This is a genomic window from Acidovorax sp. Root217, assembly GCF_001428645.1.
Taxonomy (GTDB): Bacteria; Pseudomonadota; Gammaproteobacteria; order Burkholderiales; family Burkholderiaceae_C; genus Acidovorax.
In genome coordinates this window covers 1-25,430 of the sequence record NZ_LMIH01000014.1, presented here as the reverse complement: position 1 = coordinate 25,430, position 25,430 = coordinate 1, and the positions used below count along the sequence as shown (strand labels likewise).

28 protein-coding genes are annotated in these 25,430 nt (G+C 64.5%); 4 read left to right on the top strand and 24 right to left on the bottom strand.

From position 1 onward, the window contains the following. Nucleotides 1–398 precede the first annotated feature (398 nt). Together ASE31_RS15760 and ASE31_RS15755 are read right to left on the bottom strand one after the other, a co-directional pair. Entirely contained in the window at nt 399–1,217 is an 819-nt protein-coding gene (locus tag ASE31_RS15760) for a nucleotidyl transferase AbiEii/AbiGii toxin family protein (RefSeq protein ID WP_235514517.1), read from the bottom strand. Nucleotides 1,218–1,263: 46 nt separating this feature from the next. Next, nucleotides 1,264–2,289: a type IV toxin-antitoxin system AbiEi family antitoxin gene (locus tag ASE31_RS15755; RefSeq protein ID WP_162261400.1), complete on the bottom strand. Its 1,026-nt coding sequence runs from the start codon at nt 2,287–2,289 to the stop codon at nt 1,264–1,266. A gap of 407 nt (nt 2,290–2,696) precedes the next feature. On the opposite strand from ASE31_RS15755, the gene ASE31_RS15745 reads away from it, so the two are divergent. Further along, entirely contained in the window at nt 2,697–3,743 is a 1,047-nt protein-coding gene (locus tag ASE31_RS15745) for a Fic family protein (RefSeq protein WP_235514509.1), read from the top strand. Between the two features lie 61 nt (nt 3,744–3,804). On the opposite strand, the gene ASE31_RS15740 is transcribed toward ASE31_RS15745, so the two are convergent. Beyond that, nucleotides 3,805–4,560, bottom strand: a complete 756-nt coding sequence (locus ASE31_RS15740; RefSeq protein WP_057202764.1) for a hypothetical protein — start codon at nt 4,558–4,560, stop codon at nt 3,805–3,807. Nucleotides 4,561–4,731: 171 nt separating this feature from the next. On the opposite strand from ASE31_RS15740, the gene ASE31_RS32635 reads away from it, so the two are divergent. Then, nucleotides 4,732–5,301 (top strand): helix-turn-helix transcriptional regulator, encoded by a 570-nt coding sequence (locus tag ASE31_RS32635; protein ID WP_235514508.1) that lies wholly within the window; start codon nt 4,732–4,734, stop codon nt 5,299–5,301. A 174-nt stretch (nt 5,302–5,475) separates the two neighbouring features. Here the strand turns inward: ASE31_RS32635 and ASE31_RS15730 are convergent, their stop codons facing one another. The 4 genes from ASE31_RS15730 to ASE31_RS15715 are packed head-to-tail and all read right to left on the bottom strand — an operon-like array spanning nt 5,476 to nt 7,588. Next, a complete protein-coding gene (locus tag ASE31_RS15730) occupies nt 5,476–6,222 on the bottom strand; it encodes a terminase large subunit domain-containing protein (protein ID WP_235514506.1) in 747 nt (248 codons plus the stop codon). Between the two features lies 1 nt (nt 6,223). Next, the gene (locus tag ASE31_RS15725) at nt 6,224–6,838 is read right to left on the bottom strand and encodes a terminase small subunit (RefSeq protein WP_162261399.1); all 615 of its coding nucleotides are present in this window, start codon (nt 6,836–6,838) and stop codon (nt 6,224–6,226) included. Nucleotides 6,839–6,867: 29 nt separating this feature from the next. Further along, a complete protein-coding gene (locus ASE31_RS15720; protein WP_057202761.1) occupies nt 6,868–7,173 on the bottom strand; it encodes a hypothetical protein in 306 nt (101 codons plus the stop codon). Between the two features lie 22 nt (nt 7,174–7,195). Next, nucleotides 7,196–7,588, bottom strand: a complete 393-nt coding sequence (locus ASE31_RS15715; RefSeq protein WP_157412508.1) for a hypothetical protein — start codon at nt 7,586–7,588, stop codon at nt 7,196–7,198. A gap of 256 nt (nt 7,589–7,844) precedes the next feature. Here ASE31_RS15715 and ASE31_RS15710 point away from each other — a divergent pair, with 256 nt between their 5' ends. After that, a complete protein-coding gene (locus ASE31_RS15710; protein WP_057202759.1) occupies nt 7,845–8,726 on the top strand; it encodes a hypothetical protein in 882 nt (293 codons plus the stop codon). Nucleotides 8,727–8,848: 122 nt separating this feature from the next. Here the strand turns inward: ASE31_RS15710 and ASE31_RS32630 are convergent, their stop codons facing one another. From ASE31_RS32630 to ASE31_RS15625, 17 genes are all read right to left on the bottom strand, one after another. After that, a complete protein-coding gene (locus ASE31_RS32630; RefSeq protein ID WP_057202758.1) occupies nt 8,849–9,322 on the bottom strand; it encodes a hypothetical protein in 474 nt (157 codons plus the stop codon). Next, a complete protein-coding gene (locus ASE31_RS15700; RefSeq protein ID WP_157412507.1) occupies nt 9,322–9,639 on the bottom strand; it encodes a hypothetical protein in 318 nt (105 codons plus the stop codon). Before ASE31_RS15700 ends, ASE31_RS32630 begins: the two co-directional genes overlap by 1 nt. After that, complete coding sequence (locus tag ASE31_RS15695) at nt 9,636–10,232, bottom strand: lysozyme (protein WP_057202756.1); 597 nt, start codon at nt 10,230–10,232, stop codon at nt 9,636–9,638. The genes ASE31_RS15700 and ASE31_RS15695 overlap by 4 nt, the downstream gene beginning before the upstream one ends. Next, nucleotides 10,229–10,501 carry a holin gene (locus tag ASE31_RS15690; protein ID WP_057202864.1) on the bottom strand — a complete coding sequence of 91 codons (273 nt, stop codon included), beginning with the start codon at nt 10,499–10,501 and terminating at the stop codon, nt 10,229–10,231. The genes ASE31_RS15695 and ASE31_RS15690 overlap by 4 nt, the downstream gene beginning before the upstream one ends. Before the next feature lie 104 nt (nt 10,502–10,605). Next, the gene (locus ASE31_RS15685) at nt 10,606–11,826 is read right to left on the bottom strand and encodes a hypothetical protein (protein WP_157412506.1); all 1,221 of its coding nucleotides are present in this window, start codon (nt 11,824–11,826) and stop codon (nt 10,606–10,608) included. Continuing rightward, a complete protein-coding gene (locus tag ASE31_RS15680; protein WP_057202754.1) occupies nt 11,826–12,758 on the bottom strand; it encodes a hypothetical protein in 933 nt (310 codons plus the stop codon). The genes ASE31_RS15685 and ASE31_RS15680 overlap by 1 nt, the downstream gene beginning before the upstream one ends. 2 nt (nt 12,759–12,760) lie before the next feature. Continuing rightward, nucleotides 12,761–17,467 (bottom strand): tape measure protein, encoded by a 4,707-nt coding sequence (locus ASE31_RS15675; RefSeq protein ID WP_082604178.1) that lies wholly within the window; start codon nt 17,465–17,467, stop codon nt 12,761–12,763. A 131-nt stretch (nt 17,468–17,598) separates the two neighbouring features. Then, nucleotides 17,599–17,850 carry a DUF1799 domain-containing protein gene (locus ASE31_RS15670; RefSeq protein WP_082604177.1) on the bottom strand — a complete coding sequence of 84 codons (252 nt, stop codon included), beginning with the start codon at nt 17,848–17,850 and terminating at the stop codon, nt 17,599–17,601. 62 nt (nt 17,851–17,912) lie between these two features. Continuing rightward, a complete protein-coding gene (locus ASE31_RS15665; protein ID WP_057202752.1) occupies nt 17,913–18,461 on the bottom strand; it encodes a phage tail assembly chaperone in 549 nt (182 codons plus the stop codon). Nucleotides 18,462–18,639: 178 nt separating this feature from the next. Then, complete coding sequence (locus tag ASE31_RS15660; RefSeq protein WP_057202751.1) at nt 18,640–19,281, bottom strand: phage tail protein; 642 nt, start codon at nt 19,279–19,281, stop codon at nt 18,640–18,642. A 566-nt stretch (nt 19,282–19,847) separates the two neighbouring features. After that, nucleotides 19,848–20,441: a hypothetical protein gene (locus ASE31_RS15655; protein ID WP_157412505.1), complete on the bottom strand. Its 594-nt coding sequence runs from the start codon at nt 20,439–20,441 to the stop codon at nt 19,848–19,850. Beyond that, nucleotides 20,441–20,866: a hypothetical protein gene (locus ASE31_RS15650; RefSeq protein ID WP_057202749.1), complete on the bottom strand. Its 426-nt coding sequence runs from the start codon at nt 20,864–20,866 to the stop codon at nt 20,441–20,443. Before ASE31_RS15650 ends, ASE31_RS15655 begins: the two co-directional genes overlap by 1 nt. Then, nucleotides 20,863–21,315 carry a hypothetical protein gene (locus tag ASE31_RS15645; protein WP_057202748.1) on the bottom strand — a complete coding sequence of 151 codons (453 nt, stop codon included), beginning with the start codon at nt 21,313–21,315 and terminating at the stop codon, nt 20,863–20,865. The genes ASE31_RS15650 and ASE31_RS15645 overlap by 4 nt, the downstream gene beginning before the upstream one ends. After that, the gene (locus ASE31_RS15640; protein ID WP_057202747.1) at nt 21,312–22,163 is read right to left on the bottom strand and encodes a DUF6475 domain-containing protein; all 852 of its coding nucleotides are present in this window, start codon (nt 22,161–22,163) and stop codon (nt 21,312–21,314) included. Before ASE31_RS15640 ends, ASE31_RS15645 begins: the two co-directional genes overlap by 4 nt. Continuing rightward, nucleotides 22,150–23,382: a DUF1376 domain-containing protein gene (locus ASE31_RS15635; protein WP_057202746.1), complete on the bottom strand. Its 1,233-nt coding sequence runs from the start codon at nt 23,380–23,382 to the stop codon at nt 22,150–22,152. The genes ASE31_RS15640 and ASE31_RS15635 overlap by 14 nt, the downstream gene beginning before the upstream one ends. Beyond that, nucleotides 23,379–23,549: a hypothetical protein gene (locus ASE31_RS15630; protein WP_157412504.1), complete on the bottom strand. Its 171-nt coding sequence runs from the start codon at nt 23,547–23,549 to the stop codon at nt 23,379–23,381. Before ASE31_RS15630 ends, ASE31_RS15635 begins: the two co-directional genes overlap by 4 nt. Before the next feature lie 275 nt (nt 23,550–23,824). Continuing rightward, nucleotides 23,825–24,085 carry a hypothetical protein gene (locus tag ASE31_RS15625; protein WP_057202744.1) on the bottom strand — a complete coding sequence of 87 codons (261 nt, stop codon included), beginning with the start codon at nt 24,083–24,085 and terminating at the stop codon, nt 23,825–23,827. Nucleotides 24,086–24,594: 509 nt separating this feature from the next. On the opposite strand from ASE31_RS15625, the gene ASE31_RS15615 reads away from it, so the two are divergent. Next, the gene (locus ASE31_RS15615) at nt 24,595–25,245 is read left to right on the top strand and encodes a S24 family peptidase (protein ID WP_057202742.1); all 651 of its coding nucleotides are present in this window, start codon (nt 24,595–24,597) and stop codon (nt 25,243–25,245) included. The last annotated feature ends 185 nt before the right edge of the window (nt 25,246–25,430 follow it).

Genomic DNA, 25,430 nt, shown 5'->3' with positions numbered 1-25,430 from the left:
GTGACTTTCTCTTGGCGACGCAAGAGAAAGTTACTGCGCCGCCGGGCGCACACCCCGGCCTCCACCCTCAACAAAGGCATGCGGCAACCACGGAAACAAAGCCGAGGAACAATGGACTAGACCCCCGCCTGCACAGTCCAGCCAAGCAGAGCCCCGGACGAACCGCCAGGCCATTGCAGCTATGGCGTGCCCTTCCTCGCCGCTCGCTGCAGGCGCAGGTGGCAGTTGCGGCGCGGGGGCTGACGCGCACTGCCACTGCGGTGACGGATTAGGTGCAGGTGCTCAGGCGGGAGGCGGGGGTACTGCCGGCAGCGCGGCCGGCGGTACCAGCTCAGCGTAGCGCCAGACCCGAGGTGCAGCCGCGTGGCAGGGCGTTGAGGGCGGTGTGATGCACAACTTCAGCGGTCACCACCGCGCTCAGCGGCCCGCTGGCCCAGAAACCCGTTGCGGTAGCCCGCTATGAATGCGCGCAGCCGCTGCGCATCACCACCCATTGCCAGTTGGTTGCGCACGCGCAAAAGCGCGTCCAGCATTTGTTCAGGGTCCGCGAGAATGACATGCACCTGCTGTGCGGTGCCCGGACTGCACAGGATTGCAGCGTCCTTGCCGAGCAACGCCGCGCCGGCCAGATCGGGATCGTGGCCGGCCATCTCCAGCAGCGGCGCCTCTTCGTCGTAGAGCCGGTCCATGTTGCCGGCACTGGCATAGGCCTGCGCCAACGCAAGGAAGTCGGTGGCATCCTTGTTGTTGTCGCGACCACGGTCACGCCAGGCCAGCAGCTTGAGCACCGACAAAGAGGGCAGTGTGCAGACATGCATCGACAGCCCCGCACCCAGATCCACCAGATCCGCACTGTCCAGCCCCTCCCTGAACCCGGCCACGTTGAGCACCACGTCATGGCCAGGCGGCCAGGCGATGGTCTGGTCCGCTCCTTCCACACCCCCGAAAGGAATGAGGTCCAACGGAATTCCACCGGGCCGCAGGTAGTGCATGCGGTGCGACTTGCCTTGCACCGCGAAGAACGCCCCCGTCGCGGCAAGCCGATCCTTCAGTGCGGCAAAACGCTCCCAGCTGTCGATGTACAGGCCGATGTCCACATCGCGCGTGGCCCTGAGGACCGCCTGCCCGTACACATGCGTGAGCATGATGTCCCGGGCCATGGCTCCGCCGACAAACACATCGATGCCGAGCGCCTGCGTGGCCGCTTTGGCATGCACAAGAATCGCATGCAGGCCCCGGTCGATGGGTCGGTCGGCGCGGACTCTAAGCACCATTCTTGAGCCGCTCCATCAGCATGCCCGCCACTTCCACGCTGCGGCCTTCATTGCTGGCCATCAGATCTGCGTAGACCAGCAGCAAGGGCGCCACGGCCGGCTCCACAGCCTTCGCCTTCGCCTGATCCGCGCGGGGCCAGAAGGCATCCAGCACTTCGATGGGCCCGCCAGGATCCGGGCGCAGGCGGTGCTTGCGCAGTAGTTGACCCCTGTCCAGCCAACTGTAGATGCACGCGCTGGCTGGGTTGATGTATTGCGTGAGCGCAGCAGCAGCCATCTCACCGCCCAGCGCCACCTCGGGTTCATCAGTCAGAAGACTGCTCCCCCGCCAATCGGCACCATCCACGCAGGCGTACCGCTGCGGCTTGAGCTTGCCCCGCAGCGAAATCGGGTACTGCCTGGCCCACTCTACCTGCAGCGCCTCTTTGTTGGCCAAGCGCCGCTTACGCGCTTCACCCGTGATGAAGCCCAGCGCCACCAGGTCCTCGATGGCATTCGACGTTGAGCCCAACGCGGCACCGGCCGCCTCGGCGATCGTCCTCACTGGCTGCTGCGCCAGGCCCTCGATGGTCAGCAACGCAAAGATGACCCGCAAGGTGCTGGCCTTGCGCAGGGCGGATTGGTCCGTGGCGGCGCGGGGCTCTTTGGGGCGGGGCTTGCCGGTGATGAACAGGTAAGTGCCCGGGACGTCGATGTGGGCGTTGCCCACGGTGTCCAGGAAGTTGATGCCGGTGCGCTGGCATTCTTCGGCCAACTTGACAGACAAGTAGGGGGCGATCAAAAGCAACGGGGTGCTGTTGTCACCACGCTCTTTTTCGGCCCGATACCAGATCAAGTCGCTAGTGCGTGCAATATGGCTCACCCGGACCGTAAAACGACCCAGATCTTGCCCAGTCCGAGCGAGCTTGATGATCGCGTTGTTGCGATCCTTTGGGCCCAGAAAATCCACAACCTCACCTTGCAGGACTGGCTCTGCAGCTTCCAACGCTTGTTCAATCACTGTGCCGGTGTTCATTTTTTCACGATGTTCATGTAACGTGAACATTGATGATAAACGAACAAAAGGGGCAATGGAAGGGCCTGCGACCTCTCGATCCACTTTGCATGCGCGTGCTACTTCCCAACGCCGATTCGAGATCGGCAACTTAACCAGAAAAATAACCGGCAATTTCTGCGCACCCTTCAACCAAAATTACCATATATCCATTTGATTTAAAAAGATATTTTTGCTAGCATTGCGGCAAATTTCAACCGGAAACCATGTCCGAGAAACCTACTCCGGTTGCAGCTTACGACCAGCCGCACCAGTTCGAGCCACTTCTGCCCACCCAGGGTCTGGCGGAGCTGGGCGAGGCCACGCGGCGGGTCTTTGAAAAATCTGCCGCGCTGAAGGCTGCCGCCAGCCCCGAAGCAAGAACCGCCTTGCGCGAAATCGTGCGCTCGATGAACTCTTACCACTCAAACGGCATCGAGGGGCAAGCGACCCACCCGGCCAACATCGAGCGGGCACTGCGGCATGACTTCTCGGAAAAGCCCGACGTGGCCAGGCGCCAGCGCGTGGCGCTTGCACACATCGAAGCAGAGCGCGATCTGGAACAGAGCGTGGCCACCGAAGCCGCCGCGCTGGGCAGCGCCTTCCTGTGCCAGGCGCACAAGAGCCTGTACAGCCGGCTGCCTACCGAAGACCGCCTCACCGAGGACGGTCGACGGGTAGAACCCGGTGAATTGCGGGTGCATGACGTCGCCGTAGGCCGCCACCAGCCGCCGGCCTGGCAGTCCGTGCCCCGCTTTCTTGCCCACATGGACGAGGTGTACAGCCAACTGCGCGGTGTAGACGCCGTCATCCACACCATTGCCGCAGCCCATCACCGCATGGCCTGGACGCACCCCTTCGAGGACGGCAACGGCCGTGCAGCGCGCCTGCAGACGCACTGTGCCCTGCTCCCCATCAGCGGCGGCCTGTGGTCGGTCAACCGCGGGCTCGCGCGCCAGCGCGAGCGATACCACGAACTGCTCGACAGCGCGGACAGCCCACGCCAAGGCGACCTGGACGGGCGAGGCAACCTCAGCCAGAAAATGCTCTGGGAGTGGTGCCGCTATTTCGTCGGGCTGTGCGAGGACCAGGTGAACTTCATGGGCTCCATGCTCGACCTGCCCCAGCTCAAAAACCGCCTGCGGGCCTACGTCATGGTCGAGGGTGCCACCAAGGGGATCACGGAGTACCGCGAAGAGGCCGTTTTGCCGCTGCAGACCGTCGCCGTCAGCGGGGCCATGGCGCGCGGCGATTTCATCCGCATGACCGGCCTGGGCGAGCGCACCGGCCGCAAGGTGGTGTCACGCTTCCTCCGCGACGGGCTGCTCAAGAGCGAAGGACACAGGGGGGAGTTGTGCATCGCTTTTCCGATGTCCGCGCTGAACATTCTGCTGCCGAATCTTTATCCGGAGGCTTCGACCATCGCGCTCGATTAGCCCGTTCGGACAAGATACCTAACCAACAGTGACAGCAGGCAAGGTGGCAAATGCCTGCTCCTCAGTATCCCCCTCTCCTCCCCCCATACCCTCCACCGCCCACCCCACTCCCCAACGTCGATCCCCGCGGCTCCACCACCGCAAACCGCAGCATCATCACCCCATACCTTGTGGCGCTCTGCAGGTCATCACGCAACTTCACCACCAGCCCATCCTTGCGGTGGTACAGGCGCCATTCCTCCAGCCAGTCGCCGCAGGTGCTGAACACCTTGAAGCGCCCGGTCTGCATGCGGGTGAGCAAGTCGCTGATGCCCGCCTCCAGGCCGTTGCTCCCGTCTTCGAAGGTTGCGCGCTCGGGCAGCATATTCACGCCCAGGGTGCGGTACTGGCCGGCCAGTTGTTCGCCACTGCCCTTGTCGTGCTGCAGGCCGTCGTGCGGCCAGGCCACGGGCATCCAGCGGCCCCGCGCGGCGATCAGCGGGGCCTGCATGGCCACGCTGGTCTCGCGCACGCGAAAGGTGTCATACACGTAGACCGTATCGGTGTCGCGGTCCCACGCCAGCCAGGCGGCTGCGGCCGGGTGGTCCCAGCCGAAATCCAGGCCCACGATGCGCGGCCAGTGCGCGGGCAGCGCAAACGGTGCCACCACAATGGACTCTTCGGCCACCGGGAACACCTTGCCCGAGCCCAACACGGGCACGCCGTTCATGCGCGCCTCGCGCTCGTGCAGGGGAAAGCTCTCGGCCAGCTCCTGCTTGGTCTTCTCGTCGAGGTGGGGCACGTCGTTCCAGCCGGCCTGGATGATGGCTTTGCTCATGGGGTGCTTCCAAAAGATGCGAAATAGGTAGATGCACGGTCGCCTTGAGTTCGTCGCGCCTGTTGCGCTCCGTGCGAGCAGACTTATTCATAGATTTGCATAAAACTGCAATTTCATTAATATCTATGAATGCCGCGACAAAACGCACCTCACTCGGAACACCCTTCAGCAGTGCTGCGCGAGATCGAGCGGCTTGGCCTGAACATCATCATCGCGCGCAAGCGCCGGGGCGAAACGCAGGGCCAGTGGGCCAGCAAGCTGGGCGTGTCGCAACCCACCATGGCCCGCATCGAGCGTGGCGACCCGTCCGTGGCCATGGCCTCGTATGTGATGTGCATGTGGCTCATCAACCAGGCCGATGGCTTGGCGGATCTGGTGGCGCCGCTGCAGGACCATGCGGCACTGGAGCGCGAGGTGCTCAGGGTGCGCCGGCAAGGTAAGCGGCCATTGCAGCAGAAGCCTGCTTCACGCGCAGTTGCGGCGCCCAAGCCAGAACGCAAAGCCGCCGCCGCTAAGTCACGCGCTGCACGCCAGCGCGACACTGCCAAGCCGGGGCCCAAAGAAAAGAACTTGCCCACCACCGCCGCAGTCAAAGTGCCGGCAAAGAAAGCTCCGGCCAACACGGTAGCGGACGCAACCCACGACATTCACGAACGCATCCGCGCTTCTGCAGCCAAGGGCAATGCCACGGCGCAAGGCCTGGCCTCCCTGCTGCTGCAACCCCGGCCGAAGGCGCCTTGACACCATGGCGGCGCAGCCCGCTACCATCTCGCAGCGCACGCTCCCGGGCTCTGATGGGCCCGGCGCACTCCACCCTGGTGGGCACGCGGGCGCTGTCATGGCTGTTCACGGGTTCGTAGCGGGCGATCAATCATCCCTGCCTATTGATCACAGGACGATCAATACGCAAGGAAGTCAGTCCCCCTGGGCTGCGCAATCAGCCCCCACCACCACCCCCTTCGTCAAGAAATCCAGCACCACCTCCGTCGCCCCCTCCAGCGGCGTGAAGGTGATCGCAATCAAGCCCTGCGTGGTCGCGGTGCGCGTCAGGCACTCGTTGTACACCGCCACCGGCGGCTCTTCGTCCAGCCACACCCAGTGCCGGGCCGTGCCCTCGAAGGCCTTGCGGCCCTGGTCGTAGGACTTGAAGCCGATGACCGATTCCCCCCCGCTCTGGTGGCGCACGCACAGGTAGTCGAGCGCGCCGTTGGCGCCGGCGCGGGGGCGGGCCTTGGCGATGTCGTCGGCGGGGACCATGCCGGTGCCGGGCTGGCCGGGCGGGCCGTAGAGTTCGAGCTGCACGATGTCGCGCGTGGTCTCCAGCGACTTGCCTGCCGCCCAGGCCTGGATGGGGCCCGCAAAGCGCCGGCCCTCCCACCAGGCGGGATAGCGGCCGGTGAGATGCAGGGCCGTCTCGTACGCGCCGCCGATGGTCTTGCCCACGCGGTTGCCGGCCATGAAGCAGCGCTCGCGGTGCGTGGCGCCGGCCTTGAAGAAGGCCAGGTGCCGCGCATACAGCGCGCGGCGCAGGGGGCCGTCGTCCTGAAAGAATCGGCGCATGCGCCAGCCGGCGAGCTTGTCGCGCAGCAGGGCTTCGATGGCCTCGATCTCCTCGATGGAGGCGTGGGCCAGGGCCTCGGGAAGCTGCGGCAGGCACTTCATGTCAGGTGGCACCGTGCGACTTCCCCTTGATCGATTTCACCAGCTCCAGCGCCGCAAGCATGCCCTCGGCCCGGTCGGCGGGCATCTGGGCCAGGGCCTTGCGCAAGGGGTCGGGCGCGTCGTCGGCCTTCTTGGCGAACATGCCCAGGTGCGTTCCCAGCAAGTCCAGGGCCTTGAGCTTTTCGGGCGACTTGAACTTCTTGCCCAGCTCCAGCTGGCCGCCGGGGCCGATCTCCACCACCTCGATGGAGGCGATGGCCGCAGCGGTGGCGCCGTCGAGGTCCTGCACGCGCTTGAGGCTGCCGTCATCGTTGAAGAGCTTGCGGATGTCGAAGAAGGCGATGCCCGCGAGTTCGCGCACCACCATGTCCTGGGTGACACTGTCGCCCGGTGTGGGGCCGGGTGCCACGCCCAGGCCGGGTGGGCGGCCTGCCGCCTGCGGGTCGGACACAGCGCTCGCCACCGCCCTCAGGCGCGGAGCGCGGCCGGGCCGCGCGGCCTGCGGGGTTGCTGCTGGGGCGGCGGCCTTGCCAGTCTGGCCATCGGCCGCCATCAGCGTGAACTGCAGTTGCTGATCGGCGGGGTCGATGGGGTAGATGGGGTCGACACGCATCATGGCACCAGGGGTTTGGGCAACTTCGCCGGTCATGCCGCCCCCGCCCCGCGCACCAAGCGCTCCATCGCAGCAATCACGCGCAGGCGGTCTGCGTCGTGCAGGCATTCGCTGCGCAGCCAGTCGGCCGGAAAGAGCACGTTCACCGCGCCCAGCGCCGCATAGGGCACGTGCTCGCGCGCGGCCTTGATGAGGGCCGTGGCGCTGCCCAGCGGGTGCAGGTCACCGCGCAGGTAGACCAGGCCCGATGCGGACACACCGGCGTGCAGGGGCGAGCTGCCCGGGGCCTGCAGTTCGATGAGGTGCAGGTCTTCTTCGCTGTGGTGTTCAACGTCCATGGGCAAGTCTCCTGGTGGGCAATCAGCGGGCCATTGCAAGTGCTCGGCGCGCATCCATCTCCGACACGCGCACATCGCCCCCCACGCGCCGCAGCAGGATGCTGTAGCGCTGCACCTGGCGCCGCCCGCGCGCGCTCGATGCGGGGCCGGGGGCAGACTGCACGGTGCCCGCCTCGCGCAGCTTGGCCAGGCAGCTGCTGATCTCGGGGTGGGAGGTCTTGGGCAGGTCCAGCGCGGCGCCGATCTCGCCCAGCGTGAGCGGCTGGCCGGCCTGGCTGTGCAGTAGCTTTTCCACGCGCGACTTGAGGCCGCCGGCACGGATGCTGGTGATGGTGCGCGTGGGCATGGTCAGGGCCATGGCACCTGCGGCGCTGTGCAGGTGGGTACAAAGGTGTAACTGCGTGTGTGCTTGCATGGGCAGAACTCAAGGGTTGAAGGGGCTTGCCGCGCTTGCCACGGTGGCGGCACGGCAACTTGGCTGTGGCCCCGCAGGCCGCGCCGGTACTGGGTTGTGGAGTGATGGCATGCCACGGCGCAGGCAGAAGAAAGCGCCCCGCAGCCGGGGCCCCATCAGGGCTTTGCCTGCTTGGCGCAAATACGACAGCGCAGCGGCGCGCAGGGCTTCGCCCGTTACGATCAGCCGCCAAAAATCACATAACAAGGGATCGTTCATGAAGGCACCAACCCAGCTCAAAGCCATCTGCGCCGCCATCGCGGCCGCCACCCTGTCGATGTCCGCCTCGGCGGCGATCGACATCGACCTCACCCAGTCCGGCTACCAGACCGATGCGGTCGACACGTTCACCGTCAAGCGCCTGAAGGTGCCCGGCGCGGGCGAGTGGGATGTCACCTTCAAGTGGGACCCGCAGTCCCTGCACTTCGTACCCCAGGCCGTGGCCGCCAGCACCGCAGCCCAGTTGCAGATCTCGGGCCCGACCACGGTGAACGAGGCCGGCACCATCACTCTGTCTGCCGCCGTGCGCAATGCCGATGGCAGCACCACCCCCACCGTGGCCGTGTGGAGCGTGGTGCCCGCCTCGGCAGGCACCATCACGCCGCAGGGCGTGTTCCTGGCCGCCAGCCAGACCGCCGATGTGAACGCCGTGTTCACCGCCAGCGTGCTGCTGCAGGGCAAGACCATCACCAGCACCTACACGGTGAAGGTGACCAACGTGTCGGCCGCATCGCGCACCTGCGCCGGCGCGCTGGCGAACAACGCCAACGGCATGCTGCTGGCCGACTTCGGCGTGAACCCCGAGACGCAGAAGGTCACCATGCTGCTCACAGCCGCATCGGGCAACCCGGGCTTTCTGAGCGGCAGCTTCTTCTTCGTGCAGGGCGCCACCTCGGTGGCCGTGTCGCAGTACACCTACGACGCTGGCACCGCCATCTTCACGCCCCAGGGCGGCTGGTCGGGCGTCGGCACCATCGCCTCGCCCACGCAGAAGCATGCCGTGTTCTCGGCCTTCCCGTCGAGCATCAACCTAGCGCAGCCGTTCCAGATCCGGTATGCCGCGATCGCAGGCGCACCAGGCACCATCGCCTGCAACTGAGTCGAGAACGGCGCATTGCGCAGCGGCGTCTGAAACCGGCGCGGCCAGGCCAGGGCCGCCGTGCAAGGGCCGCCCCGCCGCACTGGCGGCGTCCCCCTTTCAGGGGGAAGGCGCGAAGCGACTCAGGGGGTCGTCATTCCTGGCCAGGCGTCGCGGAGGGCTCTTGCATCAGCCGCGTGGCCATCTGCCTGGCGCGCCAGGCTTTGATAGCTTCGGCTGCAGTCAGCGAATAGCTCACCGACGGCAGTGGCGTACTCAGCGACGGCGGCGGGGGCAGCGCCATGGGCAATGCGGCGGGCGGCGTCGGCGGCTTGCTCGCGCAGGCCGTCAGACAGAGCGCGAGCGCGGGCAGCATCGCGCTGCAAAGCGGCTTCACGGGTGCGTGCAACATTGAGGGCTCCTTGGTATCGGATGGCAGCGGCGCGCTCTGCCGCCCATGCGGCTTGGCTGGCGCGTGCACGCTCGGTGGCATGGGTGGCCTGCAGGCTGGTGATCTGGCCACCCAGGCGCCAGTCCTGCACCTGCCAGGCTGCGGTGGCGGCCAAGGCCGCGCCGAGCACGGCCGCAGCGGTGTGGGTGATGAGCAGCGGTGCCACTACCGCCCCCCTTCCACATAGGCCACAGGCACATTGCCGAAGAAGCGCCAGAACGACAGCACGGGCACACCGTCGCGGCGAATCACGATGCCCAGGTCGGCCATGTCCGCCAGCGACAACTCGCCGCGCAGCAGCGGCACGGGCTCGTTCGCGATGGTGTGGCAGCGGTTGAAGCACTGCTCCGCAGGCACCCAGCCAGCCACGCTGCTGTAGCCCAGCGTGGTCGCACCCGATGTGGCCGTGTAGGTCACCGGCTGAGGCGTGGGCGGCATGGTCAGCAGCACCATGCCCAGGACGATATCCACCATCGCAGTCATGGCCGTGCCTCCAGCCCCTGCAGGCACGCTGCCGTCTCCGCCGCACGCCGATTGGCCAGGCCATGCACAAAGCGCATCTCGGGCTTGCCATCGGGCAACATGCGGCCGGAGCGCACATAGCTCCACACCGGCTTGCCACTGTCGGACACGCCCAGCCGCCAGCAGCCCAGCGCCCAGTCGCCAGCATTCCACGCCACCATGGCCTGGCTGGCGCAGGTGTTGCCCACGCCGTTGTTCCAGGCATGGCTGGTGGCCATGTCGAACACGCTCTGTGGTGGCAATCGCGTGAAGCATTGGGCCAGGCGCAACTGCAGCGCCTCGATGGCGGCGCCCTCTTCCTGCGCGCAGCGCGCCGGCGTCCAGCGCTGGCCCACGATCACCGGCGTGCGGGTCACATGCCGCGTGATGCCCTTGCACACCGTGGGCAGGCCGCCCGCGAGCGCATCGGCATACACCAGCCCGGGGTCGCGCACGTCGGGCTCCCACTGGCCGAGAAAGGTGAGTACCGCGGCGCTGGCAAGGGCGAGCGATCCGACCAGGTGGGGAAAGTAGCGCAGGCTGCGGTCGGTGAAGGCAGAGCTGTAGGCACTCATTCGTCCACCCCCTGCTCGACCAGGTCTGTGTCCGGCGTGTCCATGCCCCGGCGCAGCCGCGCCATGCGCAGCTCGTGCTCGCGCGCATGGCGCCGGTTCGCCTCGCGCTTGTAGTACCAGGTGATCGCGAGGCCCGCCACGGCCACGATGGCGCCCACCAGCCCCAGGAACTCGTTGGACGTGATCCAGCCAAAGCTGGTGAGCCCCGCGCCGGCCGCAATGGTCTTGCTGCCCGTGGCGCCGAGGGCGTCGATGGTTTCGTTTCTCATGGATGCTTGCTCGCTTTCGTCGGGCGTAAAAAAACCCGCCAAGGCGGGTTTGAGGTGCTCGCTTGACCGTGCACCAATCCTCTGGAGACGGCACTCATGCCATGTCAAGCGACCTTGCGGAAATGCAACTCGGAATAGATTTCGCTGACCCCTTGGTTACTGGGATATCCGGCCGCAGCATTGACATTGGAATATGTATGGAGCGTGATCGCAGCGGCCCCCGCATGAAGCGTAAACACTCCACGCAGCATGGAACGTGATGTCGATGATCCCGCTGCCGACTCACTGGTGCCATAGAGGAACGTGCCCAAACCTCCCCCTTGAAGGCGTGACCGATGAACGCTGGCATTCCAGGCTGGGACTGATCCCTGCACCTCATAAGTCCCCGCCGGCAAGGTGATTGAATTCGACGAAAGCGAAGCTCCAGGTATGGAGTTGGCAACCACAGTGTTCAAGGTCCGCTGAACCCAGGCTCCACCAGTCATTGCATCTCCGTATGCCCCGGCAGGTTTTTCATCCCGAAGCGTGAGAACCTGCTCGGCCATGCGAACTATTTGCTTGCTGATAATTACTCCATCGCACTGGACTATCAGCATGGAGCCTGGAGGCAGGGCTGTTCCAAGCAGGGTGACTACACCCGCGCCGCTATTTCCGTAGAAAACAAACCAGTCAGCACCAAGATTCGCTGCGGCATCAATGGTTTGCACAAACGACCCGCTGCTTACGTCGACCCAGTTGCCGCTATCGGCTTTCACGAGCATGGCATCTGCCCCCCGGCTGCCGGGTTTGGGTAGCTTGAAGACTCCGTTGGCCGCCGCAACCCCGATACTGATAACCCACGCAGAGTACGGTCCAGGTGCCCCCGTAGCGTTGAGCATGGTGGCGGTAGCAGCGCCCGTGGCCTTGTCGTAGGTGTTGAGCACACCCGACATCTGAATGGTGGGGGTGGTGGCGTAGGCGATCACAATGGGCTGACCCGGCACCCAATCCTTGCCCGCCTGCATCGTGAAAGCCTTGGTGCCAAGGCCAACGGCCAGGGCATCGGTGCTGGTGCCACTGGTGCCAGGGGAGTTGACCGCGCTGGTAGCAGCGACGGCTGCGGCCGCCGCAGCCGCCACGGCGTCAGCGGCCTTGCTGGTCGCAGTGCCAGCGGCCGTCACGGCCTCACCGGCGTTGGCAAACACGTTTGCGGCCACTGCGCCCACTTCGGTCGCCAGCGTCTGCTGCGCCACGCTCCACGGATAAGCCCGCACATTGAAGCTGCTGCGATCATTCGGGTCCGGTGGACTGGGCAGCGCGGTGATGTTCGGAGGATTGGTTGGCATCAGATGAGCCCTTTCACGTTGATGTTGATGGAAGCATGCCCGAAGCTGTCGTAGCCCACGGGCGAGGAGGAAGCAATGCCGAAGACGTTCAGGCCCTCGTAGCCCTTGGCTGGCGTGGCGAAGAAGGCCACCGGGCGGTCGAGCACGCGCTGCAGGGTCTTAAGCGCCGCGTCTGCGTGCTCGCGAGGCATGACGACGCTGGCGCGCAGGTTGGTAGCGCTGTGGCGCTTGACGATGCTGGTAGTGCCGTCGTCGCTGGTCTTGATGTAGCTGTAGGTCACCGGCTCTGCCGACGCGCCGTACTGGGTGCCGCCCCACTGGGCCTCGTCGCTGATGAGCGGGATGTAGTCGCCTACCACGATCATCCCGATACCCACCGGTTGGCCAGCGGCCGCCGTGATGGCCAGCGTGAGCTCGGCCGCGGGGCGGATCGGGATGCCGGTGAACACCAGCTTGCCCACCGGCCGCGCGGTGGTGAAGAGGTACTCGTACCAGCCCAATGGGTCGTCCACCAGAAAGCCTGAGCGCGCGTAGATCACCGCGCCGCCCGGTGCATCGCGCACAGTCACGCTGTACTGCCCGCCCGTAAGGCCATACAACGCCAGGCTATTGAAGTAACCGGGCTTGAGCACATAGGTCAAGCTGCCGGTGGCCAGCACTTGCGTGCTGGTGTAGATGTCGAACGGCGCCATGCGGTCCGTGGGGCCGATGTCCACCCAGCGCGTGCCGTCGTTCTCGGGCGTGGGCGTCGCCGCACTGGTGTGCACCGCTGCGCACTTGTACTTGCGGTGCGTCGTCGCGCGTATGCGGACGTCGCCCACCGCGTACGCCACGCCAGAGACCCACGCCGTCTCACCTGCCGAAGGCTCGGCAATGGTGGTAGCGGCACCGACCATGGTGTCGGTGATAGTGATGTTGTCGATGATGTTCATGTTTAAACGTTCTCCACGAGCATGGGGGCCTCGGGCCGCCCGTTGACGGCATCGGCGGTGCGCGTTGCGGCGTACTGCAGTTGGTCGTTTTGCCTGCGCACCTCGATCAGTTCGGCACGCACGCCTTCCATGGCGGTCAGCATGTCGTTGCTGTTGTTCCAGCCGCGGCCGGCAGTGAACGGGTTGTAGGCGGCTGGGATCACCGCCTCGCCTTGCTGCAGCAGCGCAAAGCCGGTGCGGGGCACACTGCGCGTACCACGGTGGAAGATTGGCCAGTCCATCTGCTTGGCGATATCCTCGAAGCTGCCGGGCGTGGCACCCAGGATGGCCTCGGCCTGCGCCAGCGAAAACCCGCTGCCGGCAATCACGTCGTAAATGTCCTTGGCCGTTGCGCCCTGGTCGAGCGCAATGGCAGCTGCCTCTCGGATGGCGGCACCCTCGAAGTACACACCCGAGGAGTTCAGTCCCGTGCCGGTCTGGTAGTTGTAATAGGCGCCGTCCTTTCCCAGCGCCCCTTGCGCCGCGACGTTGGAGCGGATACGTGACTCCTGGTTGTAGGCCCCGATCAGCGCAGCAAGCGTTTCCGACAAGGTCCCAACGCTGGTATCAATACCGCGTATTGCGCTGATCATTTCCCGGCCCTGCTCCAGGTCCTTGTCCAGCTTTTCGGCCTGGCGTTCCGCTTCGGTGAGTTGGTCGCCGCTTATGTCCTGCAGCCCCTTGAGTTCATTCGCCACCACAAGGCGCTCGTAGTCGGCCTCGGATTGGCTGGCATAGGTCGTGGCGGCGAAATCCTTGCCCACGGCCTCAATGGCCTCGGACAGCAGTTTGCCGTCTGGAAGCTTGCCCGTGGTTTGCGCCGCCACCAGGGACGCGCTGATGAAGTCGCGCCCCTGCAGGCCCTCGGACTGCACCGCCGCTTCCACTTCGCCGAGCAGCGACTGGGCTGCCGCCTTGGTCGCATCAAACACACCGCGCGCAGCATCGATGACACCTTGCAGCCTTTCACGCTCTTTGTTCGTCGCTTCCTCGAAGCGTGCAAAAGCTGCATCGGTATTGCTGCTGGCTGTGTTGACCATCTGCACTGCAGAGTCGCGCTGCCGCGTCAGCGCATCGAGCTGGGCCTGTGCTGCGTCCTTGATGCCCTGGATGTAAGCGCGAGTGGCGACATTGGCGTCGTAAAGCGTCTCGATCTCTTTACGGCGCACCTCGTCTAGGCCAGCAAATTGGGCCATGTACTGGCTCTTCTCCAGGGCCTTGGCGCCCTTCTCATCACCCTGAGCACGCAATAATTCCACCGCTAGGCTGTCACGATCGCTGGTGAGCGATTCCACGGCGTTCTGATAGCTCTGGGTTAGTTCATCCACAACATTGGACAGATCCTGAACCACGGGCGTTTGTGCTTCAAACGAACCAAAAACCGGATCAAGCATCAGGGCCAGATCAATGGCGTCTTTGTACAGCGCGGGGTTATCTGTTGCCGAGTTGACATACTCGCGAAACTCCATGCGAGTGCCATTTTTTATTTTGTCGTACGTCAATCCCTGAATGCCCAATCCCTCAGCCCGACGCACGGCGCTGCGAATAATCGAATCCTTGCGTTCCTCGTCGGTGTAGTACGCATTCAAAAATGCATTGGTACTGTTGGTAAACGTTTCCAACCCGCCAAATGCCTCAATAAAGTCATCGGCAAAGTCGGCAAGGGCTAAGCTACCTTGGTGAATGCCAAACCCCAGCGCGTCGCTCGCCTCGTTGAGCGTGTTGAAGCTCGTCGCCAAGCGCGTCAATGTATCGAAGGCAGTCTCGCCCGCTTTAGCATATTCACTCGGCTCGTAGCGCTTGCGCGTGACCTGCTCGACCTCTACGTTGTAGAGAGCATCGGACGAATCCGTCAGTTGGCTCAGCTGCGTACTCTTGATGACGTCCACCGTCTCGGTGATCCACTGCCCGAGGACCTCCTTCGCCATGCTCGCACCGGCCTTGCCAAATGCGACAGTGATCTTCTCCTGAATCTTCGCGTCGTCAAGCCCTTGAAAGTTCAGATCTTGCTGGCCCAGGTCGAAAGTGAAGTCCGCGATCTTGTCACCCGCCAGCCCAAGGTCGTTAGCCATACCGACAAGATTCTTGCGAAACTCGTTGTAGCCCTTCTGGATGCCATCGGACTGAGCCTGCACCAAGCCGATCATCCGCTCCATGTCCTCGTCGTAGGTTCCGTAGTTGAGGATGCTGGATGCAGCTAGCGTGCGATCGTAAGCTTGGCCGTTGTAAGTGGCAGAGACGCCACTTACAGCACCCTCAGCCTTGAAGCGAGCGATGGCCTCCTGGTCACGTCGCTTGAGTTCCTTGTATCGCGCAATAGGGTCGGTGGTCTCAAAATCCGCCCCATAGAACAGAGTACCCCCGGTACGTTCTTCCTCCCAAGGTGTAAGCGTGGCTCCGCCAAGCGTCCCTTTCAGACCTGAGCCGACAATGTTCTTGCTGCGGAAAAACCCCATCGCGTTCGCAAGCACTGCCATGATGGCGGCATACCCCATGAACCCCATGCCCGCAGTTCCCGCGCCCCCCAACGTGTTGCCGAGCTGTGAATTGACACCAAACGATGCAGTGCCGTCGAGTGCGGCCTTGCTTGCAATCGGACCAGCCATGTTTGCTGTTGTGACGGCGCTACCTCCCAGCCACCCCGAAATTGCATTGCCAACGGACCCCATCACCCCCTGGCCGGTATAGGTCTGATAGCCAATCTGACCGACTGTCATCAGGTTACCCAACAGGCCTCCACCGGCCGAGCCACCACCCACGGTTGCCAGCGGGCCGTTGCTGCCCCCCATAACGCCGGACACCAATGTGCTGAGCGCTCCCGAAATCGGGCTCACCATAGCGCTGATGGTCGGCTTAAGCACCAGGTTCTTGAACTGTTCCTTCAGCGCGTCGCCAAGGTTTTTACCGAAGTCCTTGCCAGAATCCAGGCTCTTCATGAACACATCGGTCAGACTCTTGTTGATGCTGTCCGCTGTAGCTTTCCATTGCTCCTGGGCCTTCTTGGCCGCTTCTTCCGATTTTTCCTGCGCCTTCTTGGCTGCTTCCTCTGACTGCGCTACGGCCTTCTTGCCCGCTTCTTCCGACTTCTCGCGAGAAACCTTAGCACTTATGGCCGTCAAAAGCTCTTGACGCCTGTCGATTTCTTGCTGAAGGGTGTCCCAGCCTCCAGTACCCGGATTTCGTTGGGACTGTTGCTCCTTCAGACGCTCTATAGCGACAATCTCGATCGCTTCGGCCAGGCTCACATTGAGCGAGCGTGATTTTTCCAGCACCTTCTCTTCTGAATTCAGCCCTGCAATTCGCTCTTGAATAGATTGAATCGACTTGGCAGCCGCCTGCTCGTCAGCTTGGACGGCTGCAGCGATTTCTTCATATTCCTTGTTCCGCCGATCTGCAACCAGTTGCCTCACTTTGAGTAAAGTGTCGAGATCCGCATTGGACTCCTGCGATGGTTTACGTGGCTGGGTGGCGGGCGCATTTTTTCCCTGATTGGATTGGCGCAGCCTTTGCTCTAGTACGCCTCTTTCAAACCGCGCATCTTCCGCCCGGTTATCAATTCCGGCCGAAGACTCAACAGCGATCCTCGCTTTCAAGTCGGATATCTGTTTGTCGCGACCTGCCATGGTTTCGCGAATACGATCTGCTCCCGAGGTCCGACCAGCGTCCAACGCTCTCTGCAGAGCTGCTTCAGACCGCTTATTGGCGTCTTGAAGAATTGCAATCTGCCCGTCAAGCCCTTCCAAAGTGTCAGATCGCTGCCTGATCAGAGCAATCGTCCCGCCTACTACTGCACCCACACCCAAAAGAGCAAGAACAGCGGGATGCAAGGCCAATGTGGCACCAAGACCGGTGACTGCAACGCCGATCGCGGCAATCGCTCGTGGAACACTGGTAAGTGCGGAAACTGCCACTGCGCCAGTCAAAGCCCCCATTACTGTGTTCACAACCACGGTGTTTTCTTTGAAGGCTGCCCCCATCGCTCCAACAGCCCCTGCAACAGAGCTAATTGCGCTCGCAAGCGCAGCTGAAGCACCCGACGTCTTGTCAAACGATCCCACAGCTGCAGTACCAGCACTGGTTAGCTGGTTGAACGCCTGTTCGACAGTCAGAGCCGTTGTCGCCGCCTCTTTCGCAAGCGCGCCACTCTGGCTTTGCAGAGCTGTCACCACCTGGTCGGCAGATATTTTTCCTGCGGCGGCCATCTCTCGAAGTTTTGCAATAGGCACATCCAGCCCATCCGCCAATGCCTGTGCGAGGCGAGGCGATTGGTCCATCATGCCCTTGAGTTGCTCGCCACTAACAACCCCAGCACCCATGGCTTCGCTCAGCTTCTCCAGCGCGACCTTCAGGTTTTGAGCACTGCCCCCACCGACGACCATTGCACTGGCAACACTATCCGTTACGGCCAAAAGGCGCTGCTGCGCGATGCCTGCCTGCTGGCCAGCAATGGAAATGTTTGCATAGGCCTTGCCAAGCTCGCCGACACCGATTCGTGAGCGATTCGCCGTCCCCAGCAGAGCCTCGTAAGCGCTCTGCGCAGCGGCGCTGCTTCCTGTCGCCTGCATCAGGCTAGTATTAAGACTGGTGACTGCGTCCGCAGCTCTTACATAAGTGTCGACATTCACAGCGCCGACAATGTCGTTTAGCTTCTTGCTCTCAAAAATAGACATCGCATTCTCCGATGAGCCCGCAAATGGAACGGGCAGAAAACCACACAAGGTGGCTAGCCAAGCTGGCTTTCAACATTCGGCCCGGTGGCCCACAAAATCCGCCAGGGATAGGTCATGAAGGTCGCAAAGGACTACTTGCCATTCATCTCTTCCAACGCCGCCCGTTCAATCACCTGCACATCCACAAAGATCGCATCGCGCTCGTCATCGGTCTTGTCGCGGTGCAGCCGATCGAGGGTCGCAAACACCGCCGGGTAGTCCAGCCCCGTCGCCCCGCCCATGCCCACCCGCCACTGGGTGCTCACGCTGCAAAACAGCAGGCAGGCGTCCACGTGCTCGGGCCAGACTTCCACGGTCTGTTCGGGGAAGTCGCTGGGCCGCATGCCCCACACGGCCAGCTCGGATTCATCGGGCGGCTTTTGGTAGGGCGCGCGCCCGATGTCCTTCAGTTTCCCAGGCGCAAGCCTTCGCGGGTTTCGTTGTAGGCCTTGAACACAGCCTCGGCGGCGCCGGGGTAGCTGTCGCACATGTCGACCAGGGCGTCCACGCCCAGGGGTTCGTCCAGGTCCCAGCCGGTGACGATCTGCACGATCAGCTCGGCGCTGTGCCGGGCGCGCAGGCTGGCGATGTCGCTTTCCTTCACGGGCTTGATCAGCGCGGTGATGGCGGCTTCCTTGGCGTCCGCGTCGGACACGTCCACCGCATCGGTGGCCGCAGCGGCCGCCGTCTTCTTGCCGGCGGGCTTCTTGGCGGCGACGGGCTTGTCCTTCTGCTCAGCGGCATGCGCCTTCTCGGCCTCCTGGCGCGCGGCGTCGAACAGGGTCTGCACGGTCTTGCCGATGGCTTCGGCGTGCTGCTCGCGCATCTTGGCCCACACGGTGGAGGGCAGGTGGCGCGCTTCAAAATTCACTTCATCGAGCCCGTGCGGCGTGGGCACTTCCACCTTGAGTGCGAAGGACTTGGGGGTGGATTTGCCGATAACGAGTTTGGTCATGGTGATTTTCTTTCGAGGGAGAAACAGTCAACAAAAACGAAAAGCCCGTGCCCAGCCCTGCCGCCCCCTCGAAGGAGCGAACAGGGCCGGGTCGGTGCAGGGGGTGCCTGCACGGCCAGAGCAAGCTGTAGCGGTGCAGACGAAGGGAGAAACAGGCGCCTCACGGCGCCTGGCGCGCTCAGTAGCGCGTGGGGCGGCCTTGCAGCGAGATGGTGGCGCGCACCTGCATCACGCTGCCCTTGGTCAGCGTGGGCGTTTCGTTGAAGGACACGAAGCCGTTGTACAGCAGCACGGCGCCGTTGGGCAGGGTGACCTTCAGCGCGCGGATGGCGCGGGCTTCGCCGGCGGCCTTCAGGGCCTGGTAGCCGGGCAGCGAGGGGTCGTCGCCGATGCCGATCTGGATCGACTGGGCGCTGGTCACCGTGGGCAGCTGGCGTTCGTAATCTTCTTCCAGGAAGGAGAAGTTGGCGAACTGCTGGTCGCCGCCGCTGGTGGTGAACTCCAGGATCTGCGGGATCTGCGTCCAGGCCGTGATTTCGCGCAGGCTGCCCACGCCGGTACCAGCCGCGAAGCGGTTGGTGTCGGTCGTGTCGATGCCGGTCACGTCCAGCGCGTTGGTGGCCACGTTGGAGGCCTTGAACACGCGGTCGCTGATCTTCTGCCAGCCCGACTTGAGCTCGTAGAAGGCACCGTTGAGCAGGCCGTGCGCGGCCGAGGTGATGACGCCGGGGTTGGCGTTGGTAACGGCGGTCACGGTCTTGACCGAGCCGTAGGTGGTTGCAATGGCGATGGTTGCGCCGTCGGGCAGAGATACAGCCATGGAATGGGCCTTTCAGTGGAGATGTTGAAGTGACAACAGACAAACAAAAAAGCCGCATCAATCAACGAAAGTGCGGCGGAAGTTCTGCGTGGCAGATGGCAGGCGTGTCCAACCTGAAGAACCAGGAGGAGCGGCCCGCCGCGGGGCAGAGTGAACGGTGGGTCAGGACTGCGGCGGCTGCTGCTTGTGCAGCCACTGCTCCCAGGCCGTGATCGCGCCCTTGGCCAGGCGGATCAGGGTTTCATGCAGTGCTTTGGTGGCAGGGTTCATGGGGATCTCGAAGGAGTTTTTCGCACACGCCGCAACGCGCGCAGAGCGCGGGTGCGCCATGCACGGGGGCAATGAAGAAAGAAGGGAGAGCGAAGCCAGCGCCCCAAACGCAGGGCCGCAGAAACAAAAAATCCCGCAGGGCAAACCATGCGGGATTCACAAAATTCAAGACGACACACCACTCCAGCTATCTACCGCAGTCGCTACAGGCGAAGAGCCAGGCTGTGGCTGCGGGCACTCAACAGAGGGGCGACGGGCGAGAGGATAAGCACCCTCTGCAATCGTCTGATGCAATTCTAACCGCGATGCATGGAAATGTGCAAGCGTTTTTTCATCGACTGGTTGCGGCGGCTCACACAATCGTCCAGCATGTTGAGCATGCGGCGGCCGTTCTGGCCCATGGGCTCGCGTGCCTTGCGGCTGCCGCCGCAGGCCTTGCACACGCGCCCCAGCATGGGCGTGCCGGGCACCAGCGCGCTGCCGCGGCCCATGCAGGCGCGGCAGGTCGGGTCGAGCCAATAGCACACGCTGGTGCGCGCCAGCGTGCGTGCATCGGCCAGACCCTTGGCAGCGGCCCAGCGCTCCACCGCTTCAAGCACCTGCGCCAGCGAACGCAGGCGCGAGAGCAGCTGCACGGCATCGGCCTCGGGGTGGCTGCGGCGCTGGTGCGCCGTGCTGTCCTGCGTGAAGCGTGGCGCTGCCACGCTGTCCCACTCGCCGCGCAGGCGCATCAGCGCGCCGCCCAGCATGCCGGGTGACCAGCCGGCGGCAATCAGCACGTCGGCATCGCCACGGCGATCGGGGTCCACCTTGAGGTTGGAGGACGATGTGCCCGCACGGGTGTAGGCTTCTTCCACGGTGCGGTAGTGGTTGTTGGTGTGGTCGGTCATCAGCATGCTCGTCCTGCATCGTTGTTGTGGGTGTCGATGTCGCTGCCATCGGTGGCATAGCTGCGCGAGCCAGGTGGCAACACCCCGCAGCGTGCAGCGTTGTCCTGCAGGGCCCCGAGGCGCCGGTACTCCGCCAGCACCATGGCATGGCCTGCGGCGGCGCCGGCCACGCCGAACACGGCGGCCAACTCGCCCTGGTAGGCATCGGTGTGGGCGCCCTCCTTCAGCGAGCGCCAGAACTGCGGGCCCTGCGCCAGCGCGCGCACCTTGCAGCCATGGCAGTGGGCGCGAAACAAGGGGCTGTGTGCACGCGCCTGCGCGGCCTGGCACGCGGGGCATGGCTGCCCTGCCCCATCGCTTTGCAGCAGCGCGCAGACAACAGGTTCCTTGCCCGGGCGCGGGGCCGTCAACAGTGCGGCGCTCATGCCCAGCCCTCCTCGACCATGGCGATCAGCCGCTGCAGGGTGGCGCGGTCCATGGCCGGCAGGATGACCTGCAGCACCGCATCGAGCGCCGCCGCGTAGAAGCGCTCGAAGGTGGGCTGGTCCATGGCTTCATAGCGGATGGAACGCACCACGGGCACGGTCTGCCCGGTGCGCGGGTCGACCGCATCGTCGCAATAGCCGGCAGCCAGCTTCACGGCAATCAGGGCCTTTTCAGGTGTGTCATAGACCTCGCTGCTTTCTGCCACCACCTGCAGCAGCGCAAACAGGCGCCGGTGCTGTGGGCCGTTGCGCGGCCGGCTCCATTCCATGCGCAAACAGGTGCCGGGTTTCATCACTTCGAGCTTGCGCGCAAAGCGGGCCCAGGCGTCCTGGTCGGCCGGCGTGCTGCCGCGCAGGCCGTCAGGGGATTTGATGAGCATGGCTTTCATGGGTGGTACGTCCTTTCTGCGGTGGTGTTCAATGGTTGGTTGGCGGCGCCCTGGTGGTAGGAGGGCCGGCGCACCACGGGCGCGGCACGCAATGCGCCGGGCCGTGGTTGCGCCGGGGCTCTGCCGGTAGGTGCTGCTGCGCGCTGCATGGGCTGCGGCGCTGCCGAAGTCATGTGCGTTGCGGCACGCGGCGCTGCAGAAGACATATGGGTTGCGGCGCGCGGCGCTGCCGCAAGGGCCTGCAGCGTGTGAAAGCGCACTGCCGTCTTGCCCACCGCGCTGCCGCCTTCATAGACCAGGCGTGCGCGCTCCGCATTGCCAATGAATGCGATGCGCGGGGGGGGCAGGCCGACCTTGGCGTACTCGCTGTCGGGGCTGCGGTCGCCGCCCAGGCAGCGCGGGTAATCGAAGCTGCCGCGCCCGGTGTAGGCGCGGTGGCTTTCGCAAAAGCGGTGCTGCAGGTAGCTCAGCTCCTTGAGGTCGGTGCGGCACACCTTGGGCCAGCCGCCCAGGTCCAGCACGGTGGCGTGGATGGCAGGGTCGTCGAACACCACGTCGGTATAGGCCCCCACGCTGCCCATGGCCTCCAGCGTCTTGCCCCAGGCCAGCGCAGCGCGGTCGGCCGCCGTGCCGGCGAGGATGCGCACCACATCGGCCACGCGTGGCGCAAAACGGCCGTGCTCGGCATCCGTCGCGTGGCGCTGCATGGCCTGGCGGATCTGCGACAGCTCGAACGACTGGCACGCGCCCCACCACAGGTCCAGCACAAAGCGGCTGGCGTCCTGCCGGTAGTAGGCGAGCACGTCGGTGACCAGTTGCGCAAACGGGGCGCGTTCAGAGGGCTGCATGGGCTGGCTCCTTTCTATCGGTGGGTGGGTGCCGGGGTGTTGAAGGGTGATCGGCGAACGCCTCGGGCACCTCGGCCGCCCAGGCATCGGCCACGCTGCGGTTGCGCTGCTCCAGCGCCTCCTGCCGGTTGGCCGGCACAACCAGGCCCGGCGTGTGGGTGCCTGCGGTGGGGCCACCGCCGCGCTGCCCTGCGGCACGCATGCAGATGGCCTTGAGGTACTGGGCCGGGTCGGCCGGGCGGGCCACGCAGGTGGCGCGCACTGCGTCGATCACGATGTCGTTGCCGTAGTCCTTGCACAGCCGGCCCACAAAGCTGCCGCACTGCGCCTTGGGCATGCCGGCCTGCTGCAGCAGCGACTTGCCCACGGACCACAGCTCGTCGCGCGTCAGGCCGTCTGCCGGCCCTTGGGGTGGCAGGGCAGCACCGGCATCGCCGCTGCGGCTGGCGGGCGCCACGCCCACGGCGGCGCCCTGCCCCCGGGCCGCTGCGGCGCCGCCCGTTGCGCCAGCAACGGTGCTGCCTTCTCCAAAAAGATCCGTTCCTTCTCTTTCTCCTTCTCTGTCTCGCTCTCCGCTCCGTTCCTTTCGGTTCCCTTTAAGGCCGGTTTCCGGTGGATTTCCGGCGGACGGAGGAAGGATTTCCGGCGGAAAGCCGTCGCCCTGTTGTGGCCCATGGCCCCCACCTGCCGGCGCAATGCCCTGCGGGCAGGCCCCCGCTTTCCACACGGCCTGCGTGGGCACGTCCAGTGGCGGCTTGCCCTCCTTGGCGCGCTTGGCGTTCTCCTTGCGCAGGCGGTCGCAGAATTTTTCGTAGGCGTACTTCTCCTTGGCGGCAAAGGCCGCAATGGCCTTCTCTGCCACCACCGGGTGGTACAGGCGCCCATCGGCGCACTTCACAAAGCCATGCAGCGCAGCGGCGCGCACCTTCTTCCATTCCTTGAGCACGCGGCCATAGCCGGCCAGGTTGGCCAGCTCCACATCGTCGTCGGGCAGCGAGGCCGCCGGCACCTGGTGCCAGGCCGCGCACCACAGCAAAATGCCCGCGCGAAACGCCTCGCCCTCGGCAGCGGCGGCAAACTTGGAATCACGCAGCCGCCGCACGTCGAGCTCCATGTACGCAAAGTCGCTCAGGTCGCAGGCGGGCAAGGTCAGCGGTGCAGGCAGGCCTGTGCTGCCCTGGGCATTGCTGCTGCCATTGCTACTGCTTCTGTTGCTCACGCGCCCTCCTGCCCCGGGCCCGCGGCATAGGCCTCGTTGAACTGCGCCCACAACGCGGTGCCCGGCTCGTGGTGGTTGGCTTCGGCCAAAGGAATGTGCTGCGCGGCCGCCGATTGCGCGGCTGCACGCAGTACGTCGGAAGTCAGGCGCTGAAAGAACCTGTTCAAGATCTTTTTGAAGCCGCGCAAGTCCCTTTTCGGGATGGGATGCAAGGCGCGGGGTGCAGCCAATAGCCTGGCTATTGGCAAGCGCCGCAACGCCGCAGACCGCCCGAAAAGGCACTTGCCCTTCGGGTTGGAGTGAAATCGGGCGATTGCACGCCCCGGCTGCTTGCATGGGCATGAGCCCATGCGGCGCACCCGAAGCATCCACTCATCCCGATTGCACTCCAACGCGGCTGCAAAAAGATCTTGAACAGGTTCTAAGGTGTTGCCAGCCGCCATCACTGCCTCCAGTCGCGCGCAATGCGGCGGCTCTTGTCCAGGCTGGCCTGCGACTGGGCCCGGCTTTCAATGCAGATGGAGCCCTGCACCCGCGGGGCCAGGCCCACGGTGCGCAAGCCTCGGCGGTTGAACAGCAGCACCGAGCCAGCAGGCACCTCGGGCCGGCGTGCAAAGGCGTTGCGCGCAGCATCGGTACCCCGTGGGCGTACCGACTCGAAGGCATTGGGGCCCGCGTGGATGGGGGATGGTGGTGATCGCATGGCTCGTCAAACTCCTCACAAGGCGTGCGGGCGCCCACGCTCCCGAGGGAGCGCACTGGCCCATTGAAGAAAAGCGCCCGGCGCCAAAAGCAGCGCCGGGCAAAGTCCATGGCGCCTGCTGCGTCAGCGCCATGGAAGGAGAAATCAAGGGATCGAAATGGCGCTGGCCATCCGCCCCGTCAATCAATCCATCAATCAATCCACCCCTGGATCGGGGTCCGCCGGGGCTGCGGGGCCCCGGGATCGCGGCAACATGCCCGCAAAGTCCACCGCCCCTTGCGTCAGCGCATGCAGCTCGTGCATGCGGCTTCGGGGCACCGCCCGGCGCCAATGCGTGATGGCGCTCGGCGTCAAGCCAAAGTGCTCTGCCACCGCCTTGTTGCGACCAGGTTCGGCATCCAGCCAGTCCGTGAATCTCATGGCCTGAAGTTTAGTTTTAACTAAACAAATAGTCAAGCACAAGCTAAAACAACTTGCCAAAAATTTAGCTACAGCTAAACTGCGCAACCATGAGCAACGACAGCACCCGCCGCGCGGAATTCACCGCCTACTTCGAGAAGCACTTCGGCACCGACCGCCAGCGCTTCATGGACCAGTTCGGCGTGAGCAAGGGGCGCATGACGCAGTACCTGGACGAGGAAGAGGCCTTCGGCGAGCGCGCCGCCCTCAACCTCGAAAAGCGCGCCCACCTGCCCATGGGCACCATGTTCCCCTCGCTGCTGCGCACCGGCAGCGAGGCCGCGCGCATCCTCGCCCCCGAGGGCGTGCCCGTGGTGGGCACCGCGCAGCTGGGCGACGACGGCTACTTCTGCGAACTGCAGTACCCCGTGGGCCACGGCGACGGCCGCATCAACTGGCCCACGCGCGACCCCAATGCGTATGCCCTGCGCTGCAAGGGCGAGAGCATGAAGCCGCGCATCCGCCACGGCGAGTTCGTCGTCATCGAGCCCAACCATGGCTTCAATCCCGGTGACGAGGTGCTGGTGCGCGAGCGCAGCGGCAAGGTCATGGTCAAGCAGCTGGCCTATGTGCGCGATGGGATGGTGCACCTCGATTCGGTGAACGAGGCGCACCCGCGGATCAGCATTCCGGAGGATGAGGTGGAGGTGATTCAGTATGTGGCGGGGATAGCGAAGTCGGCGTTGTGGTCGAATGATTGATTGACCGCTGCCGGATCAGTTGCTGTTTGTGGTTTGTGGTTTGGGGGTGTGGCTACTGCATGCTTTTTCCGAGGGCGGGAGCCGGGGTGTGCGCCCGGCGGCGCACCTACTGTTCTTTTGCTTCGCCAAGAGGGTGTAGAAGAAATCTATTGCAACCGCCCCAACAACATCCGGGCCTGCGCAAG